The 16721-nt window shown below is 45.5% G+C and carries 13 protein-coding genes; 4 read left to right on the forward strand and 9 right to left on the reverse strand.

Going from position 1 to position 16721, the window contains the following annotated elements; all coding sequences use genetic code 11:
• Nucleotides 1-2 precede the first annotated feature (2 nt).
• From DA100_RS17640 to hinT, 7 genes are all read right to left on the reverse strand, one after another.
• Nucleotides 3-1292: an NAD(P)/FAD-dependent oxidoreductase gene (locus tag DA100_RS17640; RefSeq protein WP_138973327.1), complete on the reverse strand. Its 1290-nt coding sequence runs from the start codon at nt 1290-1292 to the stop codon at nt 3-5.
• A 389-nt stretch (nt 1293-1681) separates the two neighbouring features.
• On the reverse strand, nt 1682-2221 hold the full coding sequence (gene ycfP / locus DA100_RS17645) for an alpha/beta hydrolase YcfP (protein WP_138973328.1): 540 nt from the start codon (nt 2219-2221) through the stop codon (nt 1682-1684).
• A 100-nt stretch (nt 2222-2321) separates the two neighbouring features.
• Nucleotides 2322-3176: a phosphotransferase gene (locus tag DA100_RS17650; RefSeq protein WP_138973329.1), complete on the reverse strand. Its 855-nt coding sequence runs from the start codon at nt 3174-3176 to the stop codon at nt 2322-2324.
• 27 nt (nt 3177-3203) lie between these two features.
• Nucleotides 3204-3794 carry a penicillin-binding protein activator LpoB gene (gene lpoB, locus DA100_RS17655; protein ID WP_138973330.1) on the reverse strand — a complete coding sequence of 197 codons (591 nt, stop codon included), beginning with the start codon at nt 3792-3794 and terminating at the stop codon, nt 3204-3206.
• A gap of 37 nt (nt 3795-3831) precedes the next feature.
• A complete protein-coding gene (locus tag DA100_RS17660) occupies nt 3832-4221 on the reverse strand; it encodes a YcfL family protein (RefSeq protein WP_138973331.1) in 390 nt (129 codons plus the stop codon).
• A complete protein-coding gene (locus DA100_RS17665) occupies nt 4218-5612 on the reverse strand; it encodes a hypothetical protein (protein WP_138973332.1) in 1395 nt (464 codons plus the stop codon). Before DA100_RS17665 ends, DA100_RS17660 begins: the two co-directional genes overlap by 4 nt.
• A 110-nt stretch (nt 5613-5722) precedes the next feature.
• A complete protein-coding gene (hinT, locus tag DA100_RS17670; RefSeq protein WP_138973333.1) occupies nt 5723-6073 on the reverse strand; it encodes a purine nucleoside phosphoramidase in 351 nt (116 codons plus the stop codon).
• Nucleotides 6074-6296: 223 nt separating this feature from the next.
• Between hinT and DA100_RS17675 the strand changes: the two genes are divergently transcribed.
• Nucleotides 6297-8288, forward strand: coding sequence for a methyl-accepting chemotaxis protein (locus tag DA100_RS17675; protein WP_138973334.1), 1992 nt, complete (start codon nt 6297-6299; stop codon nt 8286-8288).
• 144 nt (nt 8289-8432) lie between these two features.
• The gene (locus tag DA100_RS17680) at nt 8433-9605 is read left to right on the forward strand and encodes a DUF1887 family protein (RefSeq protein WP_138973335.1); all 1173 of its coding nucleotides are present in this window, start codon (nt 8433-8435) and stop codon (nt 9603-9605) included.
• Between the two features lie 62 nt (nt 9606-9667).
• Here DA100_RS17680 and fadR read toward each other — a convergent pair whose 3' ends face one another.
• Complete coding sequence (fadR, locus tag DA100_RS17685) at nt 9668-10507, reverse strand: fatty acid metabolism transcriptional regulator FadR (protein ID WP_138973336.1); 840 nt, start codon at nt 10505-10507, stop codon at nt 9668-9670.
• A 685-nt stretch (nt 10508-11192) separates the two neighbouring features.
• Between fadR and nhaB the strand changes: the two genes are divergently transcribed.
• Together nhaB and dsbB are read left to right on the forward strand one after the other, a co-directional pair.
• Nucleotides 11193-12782, forward strand: a complete 1590-nt coding sequence (gene nhaB, locus DA100_RS17690) for a Na(+)/H(+) antiporter NhaB (RefSeq protein ID WP_138973337.1) — start codon at nt 11193-11195, stop codon at nt 12780-12782.
• 95 nt (nt 12783-12877) lie between these two features.
• Nucleotides 12878-13399 (forward strand): disulfide bond formation protein DsbB, encoded by a 522-nt coding sequence (gene dsbB / locus DA100_RS17695; protein ID WP_138973338.1) that lies wholly within the window; start codon nt 12878-12880, stop codon nt 13397-13399.
• Between the two features lie 404 nt (nt 13400-13803).
• Here the strand turns inward: dsbB and DA100_RS17700 are convergent, their stop codons facing one another.
• Nucleotides 13804-16713, reverse strand: coding sequence for a DNA translocase FtsK (locus DA100_RS17700; protein ID WP_138973339.1), 2910 nt, complete (start codon nt 16711-16713; stop codon nt 13804-13806).
• Nucleotides 16714-16721 lie beyond the last annotated feature (8 nt).

The following is a 16721-nucleotide window of genomic DNA, read 5'->3' on the forward strand; positions in this document are numbered from 1 at the left end:
TATTAGTGAAGCTTTAAATTTGGTCGTAGAACTCGGTTAATACGACCCATCAAGATGATCAGTGCCGTCTTAAATAGACCGTGCAACGCCATCTGGTGGAGGCGATATAGTGAAATGTAAACCACACGAGCAATGCGACCTTCAACCATCATTGAGCCTTTGGTCAAGTTCCCCATCAAACTACCTACCGTAGAGAAACGGCTCAGTGACACCAATGAACCCTTGTCTTTGTAAACATAAGGTTTTAGCTCACGACCGTTCAGCTTCGCGACGATATTGTAGAAAGCTCGGGTTGCCATCTGGTGTGCAGCCTGAGCGCGTGGTGGCACAAATGAACCATCGGCTTGGGTACACTGAGCCAAATCACCAATAACGAAAATGTCATCATCACGAGTGGTTTGTAGTGTATCTTTAACCACTAACTGGTTGATGCGGTTAGTCTCAAGACCTGCAATATCTTTGATGAAATCTGGTGCTTTAATACCCGCAGCCCACACCATGATCTGAGCTGGGATCTTATCTCCATCTTTTGTCGTAAGACCATCTTCATCAGCTTGGGTTACCATGGTCGCGGTGCGAACATTCACCCCCAATTTAGTCAGCTCTTGATGTGCTGCTGAAGAGATACGTGGAGGCAAAGCAGGAAGAATACGTTCGCCCGCTTCGACAAGATTGACATTCAGCTTGCTTGAATCTAGATCGCCAAAACCATACGTTCTCAGCTCTTTGACAGCATTGTGTAATTCAGCAGAAAGCTCTACCCCCGTTGCACCCGCACCGACGATGGCAATATCAACCGTACCGTTACCGTTCTTAGCATGGAGTTTAAGGAACTCATTGTTCATTTCTGTACGGAAACGATGAGCCTGTTCAGGGCTATCAAGGAAGATACAGTGTTCACGCACACCAGGAGTGTTAAAGTCGTTTGAAGTGGAGCCAATCGCCATCACTAGAATGTCATATTCTAGCTCGCGGCTCGGGATCAAAAGTTCACCGTGCTCGTCTTTCAGTTCGCAAAGCTTAATGACCTTACGCTCACGGTCGATATCTTGCAGACCGCCCATTTGAAAGTCAAAGTGGTGGTTTTTTGCGTGTGCGCGATAGCTTAACGCGTCAACGCCTTCATCCAATGAGCCTGTCGCAACTTCATGCAAAAGTGGTTTCCATAAATGGCTTGCCTTGCGGTCAACCAAGGTGACTTTTGCTCGTCCTTTGCGGCCTAATGTGCGACCAAGTTTAGTCACAAGCTCAAGACCACCTGCACCGCCGCCTACTACGATAATTCGTGTCACAGCATCTCTCCTCAAAATTATAATAAAACTTAATCGAGTCGGTATTCCGCCTCGATGGAATTCTGTATTTTTGGGACACCTAGGGTTTTAACCCATCAGAGGTTCCGACCTAGAGGGACATAAAATGTGACATGCTAATGGATAAAGAGTCATTAAACTCCGAGCCAATTGTTAAAACAATCACTCGTTGATGGGCAGATTTTCCATCCGCTCTCAATTTTTTTTGATATTTATCAAAAAATTTGTAATTAGCTCATTATATCTAGCTTAATAGGACACGCAACCAAAGATTGCACTTATCTCAGCGATATTTATATTCTCAGCATAGATTTAGAACAAAAAAAAGCGGCACTAGTGATTTCATGCCGCTTTAAACAAAATAGTGGTGTTTAACTCTTTTTGAATGCCTCTATCGTTTTGAGGTGCTGAGAGATCTTCTTAAACTTATGAGACTGCGTTTCATCCCAGATGATGTCGTAGTAATCTTCTAACTCAGCTGCGGTTTTACGATTGTCGTGTACTTCATCCTCTTTCGATAAAATCACTAGGCAGCGGCCTTTGTTCTTGGTTCTGAACTCAGAGACGCACTTAGTCGCAATATCTTCGTACTCTTCAGGACGGTCAATTCGCCCCTGCATGGTTAGCTCAGGATGAAGATTCGGATTAAACATGACTTGCTTAATACCACACAAGAAGCCAATTCGTTCTGACCAGTAAGCACCAAGACCCACACCACATATCACCGGCTGAGTATCACCTGCTTGCTCGATAACTTTGTGTACTTCTTTGAGTAAGTGCTGCATATCGTGCTTTGGATGGAGAGTACTGTAGTTGATAAAACGCACGTCATCGTCGATGAACTGCAGTTGCAGTACTTTTTCGTGGTTGCCTGGGCTGGTCGAATCAAAACCATGTAAATAAATAATCATTGTATATCCCCCGATCCTTGTGGTTTAAATCTACCATGAAAACTAAGGTTTAAAAGTCGTCATTATGAGATTCGCTGACCGAATACACTAAACAGTGATCTTAGCAACAAAACGTCTCTTTCAGTACACGCGCTTGGGTTAAATATTGTTCATCGCCCCATAACTGGTATGCCAGTAAATACCATAGCATGGCCATCATGGTTGCTCTCGGCTTCCAAGCCATAACACCTTCAACCCAGTCATCAACACCTTCAACTCCACGTAACTGACAGTAACGATACACAGCTTCAAGGGGCTTCTCTTCCATGACGTCAATACTCAACGTCAGATCAAGACGCGGATCGGCAATTGCCGCATACTCCCAGTCGATAACCTTATTACCCTGCTCTGTCTTGACCATGTTGTAGCCAGCTAAATCAAAATGACACAAGGTATGCCCTACATCGGCAAGACTCGGTGCCGAACGCCACTGAGTATAGATAGCAAAATAAGGATCCACTTTGTATTCATCATTAAGCAACATCCAATAGTGATCCACTCGCGCCGTATAATTAAAAGGCGCTACGGGAATGCGCTTAATATCGACTTCATGAACTTTCACCATTGTCTTTAATAACGAGTCAAAAGTGAGTTCATTGGTCAAGGGTTGTCCCTCAATCCAATCAACCAGTAGTCCTTGATCGTTGATATGAATGGCTTTCGGAGCCAAATGGCTGGATTCAATAGCGGAGAGGATTTGATACTCTTGAAAACGAGATATCGAAAAGGCTTGGGTAATATGGGTAGTGGGTCGCCATACATAGTCTTGACCGTCGCTGGTCACTACCTTCCAACAACGATTTGTCAGCCCCCCGGTTAGCGTTTGGGCATAATCAGGGGGCATAGCGAAGAAGTGATCTAACGACGACAATGAACGGTCCAGAGAACATGCTTCATTCCAAGACATACGCGCCATAGTTCACTCCTTCCGCTTAGAGAGCCATTACAGACCTAAAAAGCTTTTCGATTCTTGTTTACGGATTTCTGTTTCGTCCGCCCACTCAATCAAGCCAGTTTCAAGATCCATCAGACGCATTGTCATCTTGTAGTAAACGTCTTTGTCGCTACCTGCATTTTTCGCGATGCTAGATAGGTTTCCGTAAAGCATGTACTGAGCGCCAACCATCTTACCAAACTGAATAGCGGTACTTTGATTGACGAGTTCATCGTTATTCTGGAAGTTCAATTGTTCACGAACAGATTCCACTCGATCCATATCGACGAAGCGGAATTTACCAGAATTCAACATCTTAGTACTGATGGTATCGGTGATGGATTCAGTATCAATATGCTCACTGGTTTTGTTTTTGATACGCTCGACAAACACGATAGGACGCGAATCTCGTGTAATAGCGGAAACAGAACCAGACATCATCATGCTGTCGACCATTTCACCAGCGATTTTCTGTAGGTCAGTTGAACCAAAGTCAATCGTTGTTGTTTCAACGGCTTGAGCGTCTCCGTAGCTTACTTGGTTTGAACAACCACCCAAAACGACAGCTAAACCAAGTAATGCAATAACACTTTTCTTCATTGTTGGTTCCTTAAATCTCTAAAGTTTAGTTCTATTGTTAATTATTAAGTTGACGAATCTGTACTCGGAACTGGGTTCCGTTTGGATTGACAGATACCTCAGAAATTGAAATCTCTTCAGTACCACGAATCACTGCCTGACGCCATGGTCCTTGCTTGTTGTTAACTTCTAAACCTTGATCGTCATACCAGTAAAAACGGTATTGGACATACTGGTCACCAGTGTACTGACTGATTAATCGCACTACGCCTCGCGCTCTACCATCCACCTGAGTGGTCGATATATCGTCTATGGTTAAGCGACTTGCAAGTACATTGTCACCAAATAAAACGGTTTGTGACGCTCCATCAATACGAAGCCCAGCGGTATTCTCTGCACAACCTAGCAGAGTTAATGCCATCACTGCTGAAATAAGCCATTTTTTCATCGTATGTTCCCTAACTGTTTATGCCAGATGGTTGAACTCTCACCTTGACGAGACAGCCAAACTAACGCGGTTCGACCAGCTTCGACATTAAAGGTGTAGTCCTGACCATTAATCTTGATTTTTTGCTCACCCGGTTCAACGACAGCGCTAGCGCTGTATATCTCACCAGGCAGAGTAAGCCAACTACGTGTGTCGGGTTGTTCTGTTAACGTGTTCCAAACATTGAACAGCAGATTGCCGACATCATCACCTTTAGCCGCTTCTTTCCTCAGTTGATCCTTAGCCCAAACTCGCAACGCCTGTCGAATCACGATCGACGGCATACGTTCAGACAAGTCGCGTTGTGCCATCAAGTTAACATCCGTCAACAGACTTCCACTAAGATGGTCATTGTTCAAGGTTATTGGTGAAAAAGCCTCACTCTGCACCTGAGGATAATATGGCAAGGCTATAGAATACCACGCGCCATCTCCGCGACTGTCATATAACGGCAAAGCTTGTTTCCAGCCCTGCAATGCCTCAACAACACCGCGTTCATCAATGACGATGACCCTTCCTTTGCCGCTCTCTAAGTAACTGGCCTTGCCGTAACGTTGTTCGAGTTTTACCAAGTCTTCTCTCATGCCGAGACGCTTTGCCACTCGTTTGGTGCCATCTATGACTTGCTGATTATCCGGCATTACGGCCAACGCTCGGCGGTAATCAACATAAGCACTGTTCAAATCATTGTCAGCTTCATATAGTAAAGCCGATAAATAAAGTAAATAACCACTTTGTACCGCCTGAAGGGTTTTGCCTGCGTCTGGGTAGTTCGACAATACAGAGCCTAAGTTTGGCGTTAAACCCTGTTGCTCCATCTGATTCTGGGCTGACTCGAGATCTTTTTCTCGATCCTTACGCGCTTGCTCCTGAACTTGGTTGGCTCGTCTCATCTCAATCAAAGCCCCCTCCAAGTCATTTTGCTTCAGGTAGTTTAATCCTAGATAGAGATGGAGAAAGCCAAGTTCGTAGTCAGCAGGTTGGTAGGTGTTGAGATTATCATTGACCGCCAACGCACTCAGGCTCATCGCACTTTGAGTGACTGACACAGTCGCTTGATCTTGCTGAACTCGAACAGCTCTATCACTTAGCCCAAGCGCTTCCTTACTCTCAGGATATTGCTGGTTCAGAAAGTAGACTCGACCACTTTCAAAATTATCCAGAATATCGCCTGCGACGTAGTCAGGCAGAGCCGCCTCCGCTTGTTGGTAATCACCGCTTTTTACTAACTGATGTAACTCGCCATTTTGTGCACTGTAATGACTAAAGAGATTACCTGCAGATAAGTTTGCGCAAGCAGAGAGCGCTAATGAGCACCCCAAAATGAACGCGAGTCGAATGTGGTTATGCACTTCGTACCCCAAAGTTATGCTAAAAGCATGGTTACACCGGCCATGCTTTAATTTGATGTAGTTCTAGGACAACAACAGTCCGTTTTGGTTCGGAATCGTCAATGACGGTATTAGCTCATCAGCATTGGGCCTAGCGGGCGACCGCCGACTAGATGCATGTGGATATGATAAACTTCCTGACCACCGTGTGCGTTACAGTTTACGATGAGACGATAACCGTTCTCGGCAATACCTTCTTCTTTTGCAAGCTTACGCGCGACCGTAAACATGCGCCCCATTACCAATTCATCTTCATCTGCGACGTCATTCACTGTCGCAATAAGCTTGTTTGGAATGATAAGGATATGACTTGGCGCACGTGGGTTAATATCACGAAACGCAGTGACTAAATCATCTTGATAAACGACGTCTGCTGGAATTTCCTTGCGGATGATTTTACTGAAAATGGTTTCTTCAGCCATGAAGCACTCCATCTTTATGGTGTTATTAAATGAATGCTTTCGAGTATGCGTCAAGCTTCGCAAGATCACAATAAAAAACAGTGTTCACTTCTCTTAAACGGCGTACGGATAAACTACCGTATCTAATTTTGTATTGTGCGTCATAAAATGCGCGTCTCGTAATCAATACAATGCCCTCCTTTTTGTTACTTTTTTAAGACTTTATTAATTTAGGGAGAGGTCTATGAAAGGCTCAGTAATTAGGCGTATGTACGCGGGCTTTGCATTGATCATTGTTTTGTTCATCATTACCACGTTAATGATGATGCGGGGAATGCAGCAAATTCATAAAAATTTCGAAGAGGTGTCCAACACTTCTTTACCCTTGGTCTCACAAGCCAACAATACTAGCGTCGCTCTGTTGTCTGCTGACAAACTTTTCAAGGACTTTTTGACGACTCAAAGCTTCGAACGTATGGATCAGTTGGCTGAACAATTTGTCGCGACCAAACAGGCCTACAGCGAACAACTCGACGCGTTACAAAAAGTAAGTAGCGGTCAGACTGAATTGGAGCAATCGCTCGTTCAGTTGAGAGAGATGGAACAGGGTTACTTCGCCGAAGCCGAACAAGCAATGGCTAACTACCGCGCGATGTTTGAAGCGCAAGCCCAAGTTCAAAAGTCCACTCGCCAATTCCAACGTTTACATTCGGAATTAACTCTTGGCATGAAGGAGTACGTTGATGACCAAAGTAGTATCTCCGTAAAAGTCATGGCTAAGAGCTACTTCACCAAACTCAAGGATGCCGAGCTCACGACATCAGACGCGTTAGCCAGCAGTGATACCGAGTTGGTTAACCAAGCTGTGGCAAAAAACAAGAAAGCCGTCACTCACCTCAATTATGCATATCGAGGCCTGACTGCTCAGATGCCTGAGATTAAAAATGCCTTCGACGAGTCTGTACAACAATTTACTCGCGACGTGGGTCAAAAAGGCGGGGTACTTGATCAACACAGTACCTACCTAATAGCCAAAGATGCACTTTATGCCAACATTACCAATCTGACAGAACAAGTCGACGCTACCATGGCCTTACTGACCTCTTTCGCCGAAATTGCTCAACAAGGTTTAACCGCCTCACTTGAGGAAGCGGGTCAAGTCTATGAACAAGGCGTATTACGTTCAATTTCGATTGGCGCCGTGGTTATTGTAATGGCAATTGGTATCGGTTATCACATCGCCCAAAGTGTACGTCAGCCTCTTACGCGAATTCTTGTCACACTTGAGTCATTGACCCAAGGCGATATGACGCAGCGAATCGACACCCGCTACAATAATGAGTTCAGCAAGGTTAGTAGCCATATCAATTCACTGGCTGAGAACCTGCATGGCATCCTCGTTCGACTTAATGATGCCTCTAATGATCTGACCCAGACCGCAGAGACAAACCAAACCACTTCGACACAAGCACAAAGTCAACTCAGCCAACAGCGTGAGCAAACAGCCAATGTTGCGACAGCGATGACTGAAATGGCGCATTCTGTCCAAGAAGTCGCTCAAAGTGCGCAAAACTCACAACAAATGGTTGAGAAAGTAGAGATTTCCGCAGAATCTGGTCGCCAAATCATGGGCAGCAATATCACTACGATTAATCAGCTTGAAACCAAATTGAATCAGTCAGTGGATGCCGTGAAAGATCTACAAACCATGAGCGGTAAAATTGGTAGCATCCTCGATGTTATTCGCAATATTGCTGAACAAACCAACTTATTGGCTCTCAACGCTGCGATTGAAGCGGCGCGAGCGGGTGAGCAAGGACGTGGCTTTGCCGTGGTAGCAGACGAAGTCCGTGTGTTGGCTCAACGAACAACAGAGTCGACCTCTGAAATAGAAAACATGATCAGCAACCTTCAAGGCAGTTCAAGCTCGGCGAACAAAGTTATTCAGAGCTGTATGGATGATATGGTGTTGTCGGTTGAACAAGCATCCAGCGCCAATAGCGCAATGGAAGAGATTCAAGGCTTGATCATGGAAATCAGTCAGATGAGTGGTCACATTGCTCAAGCCGCCAACGAGCAAAGCGAAACCACCCATGATATTGCTCGAAACATCGAACAGATAAACGCTATCGCCGATTCGAGCTACCAAGCAATGGCCGAGATAGCCGCGACCAGTCAGAACCTCTCCACTCTGGCTAACCAGCAAGGCGAACTGGTGCACCGATTTAAGCTCTAGTAAGTCAGCTCAGTGTAATTTATTGAGTTTGGGCGACTATTTTCCTTAGTCGCTCTTGTTTTTTATACCCCATGTCATTATATGGTTAGTAAGGCTTGTCCACTTTTCATTTACCTTTTCGCAAGCCTAACATGAGGAATATATATGGCAGTTCATGTTGGCATCATAGACCAAGATCCTATCCGTCTGGTGACCCCACTTCTAGACCATCGCACCATCAGTGACCACATCGTTTTTATTGGCATCAAAGCCCAACAAGATATGTATCACCGCCTTCATAGCGTGCTGGGAAAACGTAACATTACCTCTGAGTTTTTTGAAATTCCAAATGTTGCAAACACCTCCAAGATAAAACAGTCCATCACTCAGTTAGCCGAAAACCTCAAAGCTCGTGGTGAGCAGGTTAAGCTCAATGCCAGTTGTGGATTACGTCATCGCCTACTCTCTGTCTACGAAATTTTCCGTACTTATCACTGGCCAATTTTTGTTGTAGAACCAAACAGCGATCGCTTGTGCTGGCTATATCCTGACGGGCTCGACGACAACCAAGTTCAAGATCGAATTACCATTGATGATTACCTCACTGTTTTTGGCGCTCGTGGAGAATTCAACGACCACCATCTACCGGAACAGCTTGACCAAAAGCTTTATCAGCTTGGTGAGAAATGGGCTAGCAACGCTTTAGAACTTGGTCCTGGTCTCGCGACGCTTAACTACCTCGCGACGACCTGTCGTAAAGAGCAACGTTTAGATGTGGAGCTATCGGAAAAACAGCAAGGTTATCGTGAGCTCAATATGCTTCTTTCTGATCTTGTCGCGGCAGAAATTGCCACTTATGACAACGGCGTCTTAACGTTTGCCAATGAGGATGCCCGTCGTTTCTCTAATGGTGAATGGCTAGAAACCTTAGTACACAGTACCGTTCGTCAGATTCAGCAAGATATGCCTACTATCCAAGACCATTCACTGAACGTACAGGTTTATCGTCAGCTCGGCGATAGAGAAGTACGTAATGAGCTCGATGTCGCGTCGGTAGTGAATAACAAGCTACACATCATCGAATGTAAGACGAAGGGAATGCGTGACGATGGTGATGACACTCTTTACAAACTTGAATCATTGCGTGATTTATTGGGCGGGTTACAAGCTCGCGCCATGCTGGTTAGCTTCCGTCCACTAAGACATAATGACATTACTCGCGCTGAGGATCTTGGTTTAGCTCTGATTGGTCCAGACGAGCTAAAAGATCTAAAACGTCACCTGACTGAGTGGTTTACCGAAGCGGGTGGTAGCGACGATCAGTGCTCTGACTGCTAGAGCCACAAAAACAAAAAACCGCCTTTTAGGCGGTTTTTTCAATTTTGTCGAAAACAACTGAATTAGCAATCATCTTCTGTGAAGTTCGTTGGTAAGGTGGTCTTCATCTGATTCCAGATTTGCGCACTTTCAATACCATAGTGACGAACAACAACTAAAATCTGCTCGCGATTGCCTGTTTCACAGACTTCGAGCAAATCACGGTAGAATTGCAGTGCAAGTTCACGTGCTTCTGGGTTTGAGAAGTAGTAGCTGCCCACTCGGTCATACAGTTTTTTCAAGCCATTGAAAATCAGACCATAAATCTGGTTACCTGAATGGAACGCCAAGCGTTGGAACAACATGTAATCATAGAAGTTGAACGTTTTAGCAATTAAAGTTGCCTGACGTTTCGCTTCATCCTTTTCGCCATCGTCTTTTACATGTTGACGGATTTTATCTGCGTATGGAGATGATTCCATAAACACATCCCAAGATTCCGCGGCAACCAGTGCTTCACATGAATTGATTACGTTGGAGATGGTTTTTTCCGCGCTCTCTTTATTCGCTTTGAATGCATAGCGCATAAAGATTGGACTGATATTTGTCCGTGCTGCAAGCAAGTCTTCAACAATCGAGGTCGCATTATCTGCATCCAACGTCATTAACGTATCGAGGATGTGCAAGCCTGACGTTTCCATGAATTGATTTACACGTGTCGGTTTACCGTGTTGAATGGTTAACCAGCCATCACGTGCAAGGCGTTGCAGTACTTCACGTAAAGTAGTGCGTGTAACACCAATCAGTTCAGAGAGCTCACGTTCGGCTGGTAGAATAGAACCTGGAGGGAAACGCCCTTTCCAAATACTCTCAATAATGTATTTTTCTGCGAATCCTGCTGGGCTCTTTGCCTTAATGACCATTTATAACTTATCCAATCTTGTATTTTTATGGGTCTAATGAAACTCATCATACCACTAGTTCTAACATATCGGAAACCATCACTCTGTAAACACTCAGTAAACGTGCGTCAAAACCACAATAGAGCTATAGCTCTAAATATATACAGAATTCATTGACAAACATTGGTCAACGAAATAGCGGAATTTTCAATTTTAACATATTATAAACATTGATCACCCCTTATATATCCGCCTCCATCCGCAAAATTTAAGATTTAATAATTGCAATCTTTACAGGTAATTTTCATTCATTATTATTACATATTCTTTCTTATTCTAAGCTTTCATACGTCAGCTCTCATTAAACCTTGTTTTTCACAACTCTCATCCTGTGTTTACGCCACTTTGATCGCGTTTTTAAACAAAAGTTTGTTGATAAAAACGCTAGCGTTATTTTTCCCATTGACTAAATTTCTTCGAAGAGTACAGTGGCGACCAAAGTAAAGGAGTGCTTGTTTTTCTCAGGGAGTGACTTGGCAAGACCACATGAACGTGATCTCGATGTTGTTTTTCTAAGTCACTGTTGAATCAGGTTGGTTCCTATTTAGGGGTATTTCCCCCTCTAGACAGAACAAGTAGCCTGCTGGTTAATAGATACAAGCACGTGCAGTGTCTATTCATAACAACATATAAGAGTATTTGAATCATGCCGATGTCACTCGGAAATGCATTTATTAAGAACTTTCTTGGTAAAGCCCCAGATTGGTATAAAATTGCCATCATTTCATTCTTAATCATTAACCCTCTCGTTTTCTTCTTCGTCGACCCATTTGTCGCTGGTTGGTTACTCGTCGCTGAGTTTATCTTCACGCTTGCCATGGCATTAAAGTGTTACCCACTTCAGCCTGGTGGCTTGTTGGCAATCGAGGCGGTTGCTATCGGTATGACGAGCGCAGAGCAGGTTAAGCACGAACTTGTCGCCAACATCGAAGTACTGTTGCTGCTGGTCTTCATGGTTGCAGGTATCTATTTCATGAAGCAGCTACTGCTGTTTATCTTTACTAAGATACTGCTTGGTATTCGCTCTAAGAGCATGCTATCGCTAGCCTTCTGTTTCGCGGCGGCTTTCTTATCGGCATTCCTTGATGCTTTGACCGTTATCGCTGTTGTTATCAGCGTTGCAGTGGGTTTCTACGCTATCTACCACAAAGTCGCATCAGGACAAGGCCCGCATGCATCACACGACCATACTCAAGATGATCACCTCTCCGAGCTAACTCGTGATGACTTAGAAAACTACCGCGCTTTCCTTCGCTCACTGCTTATGCACGCAGGTGTCGGTACGGCACTTGGTGGTGTAATGACCATGGTTGGCGAACCGCAAAACCTAATCATTGCCGACCAAGCAGGCTGGCAATTTGGTGAGTTCATCATTCGCATGCTGCCAGTGACGGCGCCGGTTTTCATCTGCGGTATGGTGACTTGTGTATTAGTCGAGAAGCTCAAAGTTTTTGGCTACGGCGCACGCTTGCCTGAAAACGTACGTCAGATCCTAGTCGACTTCGACAACGAAGAGCGCAAAAAACGTACAAACCAAGATATTGCCAAACTATGGATCCAAGGCATCATCGCTGTCTGGTTGATTGTAGGTCTAGCGCTTCACTTAGCAGCAGTAGGTTTGATCGGTCTTTCGGTGATTATCCTCGCAACTGCGTTTACGGGCGTAATTGAAGAACATTCTATGGGTAAAGCGTTCGAAGAGGCTCTGCCGTTCACAGCACTACTCGCGGTATTCTTCGCTGTCGTAGCGGTAATCATTGACCAGCAACTATTCAAGCCAGTGATTGACGCGGTACTTCATGTTGAAGACAAGGGAGCTCAGTTGGCTCTGTTCTACGTGGCGAACGGTTTGCTGTCGATGGTATCAGACAACGTATTCGTTGGTACGGTGTACATCAACGAAGTTAAGACGGCTCTTATCGAAGGTGTTATTACTCGCGAGCAGTTTGATTTACTAGCGGTTGCAATCAACACAGGTACGAACTTACCATCAGTTGCTACCCCTAACGGTCAGGCAGCATTCCTGTTCTTGCTGACGTCTGCATTAGCTCCTCTAGTCCGCCTTTCATATGGCCGTATGGTGCTGATGGCACTGCCTTATACCCTAGTGCTAGCACTGGTTGGTTTAGCAGGTATTGTGTTCTTGGTAGAACCAATGACCGCTTGGTTCTACGACGCTGGTTGGATTATGCCTCACGTGGGTGATATTGCTCCAGCAGTATCTTCTGGACACTAATCACTAAATAGTAAAAGTTTTTGTTGATAGAGAAACTTTTCCGCGATAAAAAGCTCTGATAACTCAGAGCTTTTTTATTACTACAGGATATTTGTGTGAACATTCTTTCCAGTATCAAAACATTTTCACAAAGACGACTGTCTTGGTTGTTGCTGTTACTCTTCGTTGTTTTCTTTGAAGCATGCGCCCTCTTCTTTCAACATGTGATGATGCTTTCACCTTGTGTGATGTGTATCTATGAGCGAGTTGCAATGCTCGGCATTGGTGGAGCAGCATTAGTTGGTTTAATTGCCCCAAACAACCCTGTTATTCGTTGGCTAGGCCTTGCAACATGGGGCGCGAGCTCATACAAAGGTCTGACTTTGGCATTACAGCACGTTGATTACCAATTTAATCCATCACCATTCGCTACCTGTGACCTGTTTGTGACCTTCCCAGACTGGGCACCGCTCAACAAGTGGGTTCCATGGATGTTTGAAGCTTACGGTGACTGCAGCAAGGTGGTGTGGCAATTCCTGACTCTATCAATGCCACAGTGGCTAGTGGTGATTTTTGCTGCAAACTTAGTGGCGTTGGCTGTTGTAGTGGTTGCGCAATTGGCGAAGAATATAGACTAGAGAACTAGAGAACTAGAGAACTAGAGAACTAGAGAACTAGAGAACTAGAGAACTAGAGAACTAGAGAACTAGAGAACTAGAGAACTAGAGAACTAGAGAACTAGAGAACTAGAGAACTAGAGAACTAGAGAACTAGAGAACTAGAGAACTAGAGAAAGTTTGGAGGGTTGGCGTGAGAGCGTCAACCCTTTTTATTTGGAGAGCTGGATTATTATCCCTTCCAGGGAACAAGTCCTGTCAACACCTTTGTACTAACGGTTCTTTCACCGTTCTACCAACCCCAACCTCTCGCAGGACGGAGTCCGATCTCGATTCTCGAAACGAAGTGTTCTCGAAGGGCGTAGCCCGTTCTAAACTCTCGGAGCGAAGCGTTCTCGCCTTCTCTAAACAGCGGGCGACGCCCGCTAGTTCATTTCCCTACCGGGAGCTGGTGCCAACACTTCACGGTTGCCGTTGTGACCTGGCGCACTGACGATACCTTGTGCCTCAAGTTGTTCGACAATTCGAGCCGCTCGGTTATAGCCAATCTTAAAGCGGCGCTGCACCCCTGAAACTGAGCCACGACGTGACTGAACCACGTGTTCGACGACTTGGTCAAACAGTGGATCCATCTCTTCATCATCTTCCAATTTCTCACCCGGCAACAGCGCGTCAGGCCCTTGATCGCCATTAGTGATTTCATCAATGTAGTTTGGTTTACCGCGCGCTTTCCAGTTGTTCACTACCGCATGAACATCATCATCCGAGGCGAATGCGCCGTGAACACGTACAGTGTGACTAGAACCTGGAGGCAAGTAGAGCATATCACCCATGCCAAGTAGCGACTCTGCGCCACCCTGATCCAAGATGGTACGAGAGTCCGTCTTAGTCGAAACGGTGAATGCCACACGTGTTGGTATGTTGGCCTTAATTAAGCCGGTGATAACGTCAACGGAAGGACGCTGTGTCGCCAGAATCAAGTGAATACCGGCTGCACGGGCTTTCTGAGCAAGTCGAGCAATCAGTTCTTCAACCTTCTTGCCGACTACCATCATAAGATCAGCAAATTCATCAACGATAACAACAATATATGGTAGCTTTTCTAATAGCGGAGCATGTTCATCCATACTGTCGCCCGGCTGCCAAAGCGGATCGTGAATCGGATGCCCCGCTTCTGCTGCCATTTTTAGCTTATCGTTGAAACCTTTAATGTTACGTACTCCGAGTAACGACATCAGCTTATAGCGTCGTTCCATCTCACCCACACACCAGCGGAGTGCGTTGGATGCGTCTTTCATGTCGGTAACAACTTCTGAAAGGAGGTGCGGGATCCCTTCATACACGGATAATTCCAGCATTTTAGGGTCAATCATGATAAAGCGAACCTCTTCAGGTGTGGCTTTATATAGCATGCTGAGAATCATGACGTTGACACCCACGGACTTACCGGAACCTGTGGTACCCGCCACCAGAACGTGTGGCATTTTAGACAGATCGGCAACCACGGCCTCTCCGGCAATGTCCTGACCAAGTACAACCGTCGTTGGAGACTTGGCTTCAATAAACTGCTGGCTGCCAACCACATCCGAGAAGAAAACCGTCTGTCTACTCATGTTGGGTAGCTCTAAACCAACATAAGGTTTGCCTGGAATCACTTCGACAACACGAACCGCCATCGCAGATAGCGAACGAGCTAAGTCCATCGACAAACTAGAGATTCGGCTTACTTTCACACCCGGTGCGAGATCGAGTTCGAATCTTGTAATGACAGGGCCTGGGAAGATATCAACAACGGTTGCCTGAATCTTGTAGTCTGCCAGTTTGGCTTCTACCAGACGAGCGATATTCTCCAGCGCTTCGCGATCAATAAAGTTTTCTCGTTTTTCTGGATGATACAACAGCTCAAGAGTTGGCATCGGCTCAAGAGGTTTTGGCAGATTTGGCTCGTGCTGAACCAAAAATGGATTCTGCTGTGCAACCACTTTTGCTTTCGCTTCTTCAACTAGGTTGTGCAGAGCCGCCGCGTCTTTATCAGCAATGTCTTCTGCCTCTATTGGATGAACCATTTCAGCCGCAGAATCTTCAACGACATCAAAGGATGAAATAACAGGTTCCTGATACTCTTCGTCAGGGGTAATTTCAGAAGAGATTTGTGCCAAGTCAGAATCGCTAATTGAAGGCTGAATAATCTCTTCTTCAACCAAGTCAGTGTGCCAAGGCAGATCAACCCTCTCTTGATTCGATGATTCTGACGGTAATGGTGCTGACTCTTGTGCGGAAACAACACTGAGTTGCTCTTCCACACTCGCGGTAACCTCTGGGCTTGGCGCAAGATCATCAACGCTACGCGCAGCATTTTCTAACTCTTCAATCGTAGCACCAAGTTGCTTGGTTCTTTCAAACGTTGGTGCTGGGTCGATCGGTTCTACCTCCGCATGATTGGTCATTGCGGAGAATTCCATCGATGGTTCAACCGCCGTTTGCCACTCTGGTTCTGCTGTCTCACGAACCTGAGGTTGAGGCGCAGGTTCTACGGTTTTGACCGTTGCCATCTCTGGCATATGGATATTAAAGCGTCTTTCACTTTGCGTTGCTGGCTGGGCTTGTGGTTGGGCTTCTTCAGGGTCAATAGATAGAGAATCGGCACTTTCGTAATGATTGAGTTCCGCTTCGAGAATTTCATCCTGACGACCTCTCATCTTGTTAACCAACAGAGTAATGAGTTGGATGGTTTTCTCTCCGAGCCAATCAACTATCGACAGCCATGAAATACCCGTGAGCAAGGTAAACCCTGCCCCCCACAGGAAAAGAAAGACCAAAGTGGTACCTAAAACATTCAGTGTCGGAAGGGCAAGACTGGTCAAGACATCACCGATCACCCCGCCAGAGGAGAAATACCAGATATCATCGAAGTTGATATCCGCCAAACCACAGCTGGTCAAAATGATGACCGTGAGACCTAACAATCGAGCCCCCCAAAGCATGAGGTCGAGCGTTTCACCTTCTTCGCGTTTGCGTAACATGACCCAGGCCGTTGCCGTCACCACAAATGGAATCACATAAGCTAAAGAACCAAAAACAAAAAACAGCGTATCCGCCAACCAAGCTCCCACGAGCCCACCAGCGTTATCTATCTCTCCCCCCCATGCGGTTTGCGACCACGAAGGATCGGCGGCACTAAAGGTCGTCAGTGCCACTGATAGGAATATCGAAATTAAAACAATCACGATCAAGCTACATTCCTGAAGGCGTTGTGGACCGCTGAGGCGGGACGTCGGTGATTCCTCACCCGTCTTAATGATCGTATGTACTTTATTTTTGGTTTCTTTAAACATAACCAACT

It is taken from the genome of Vibrio sp. Hep-1b-8 (assembly GCF_006124995.1).
Lineage (GTDB): Bacteria > Pseudomonadota > Gammaproteobacteria > Enterobacterales > Vibrionaceae > Vibrio.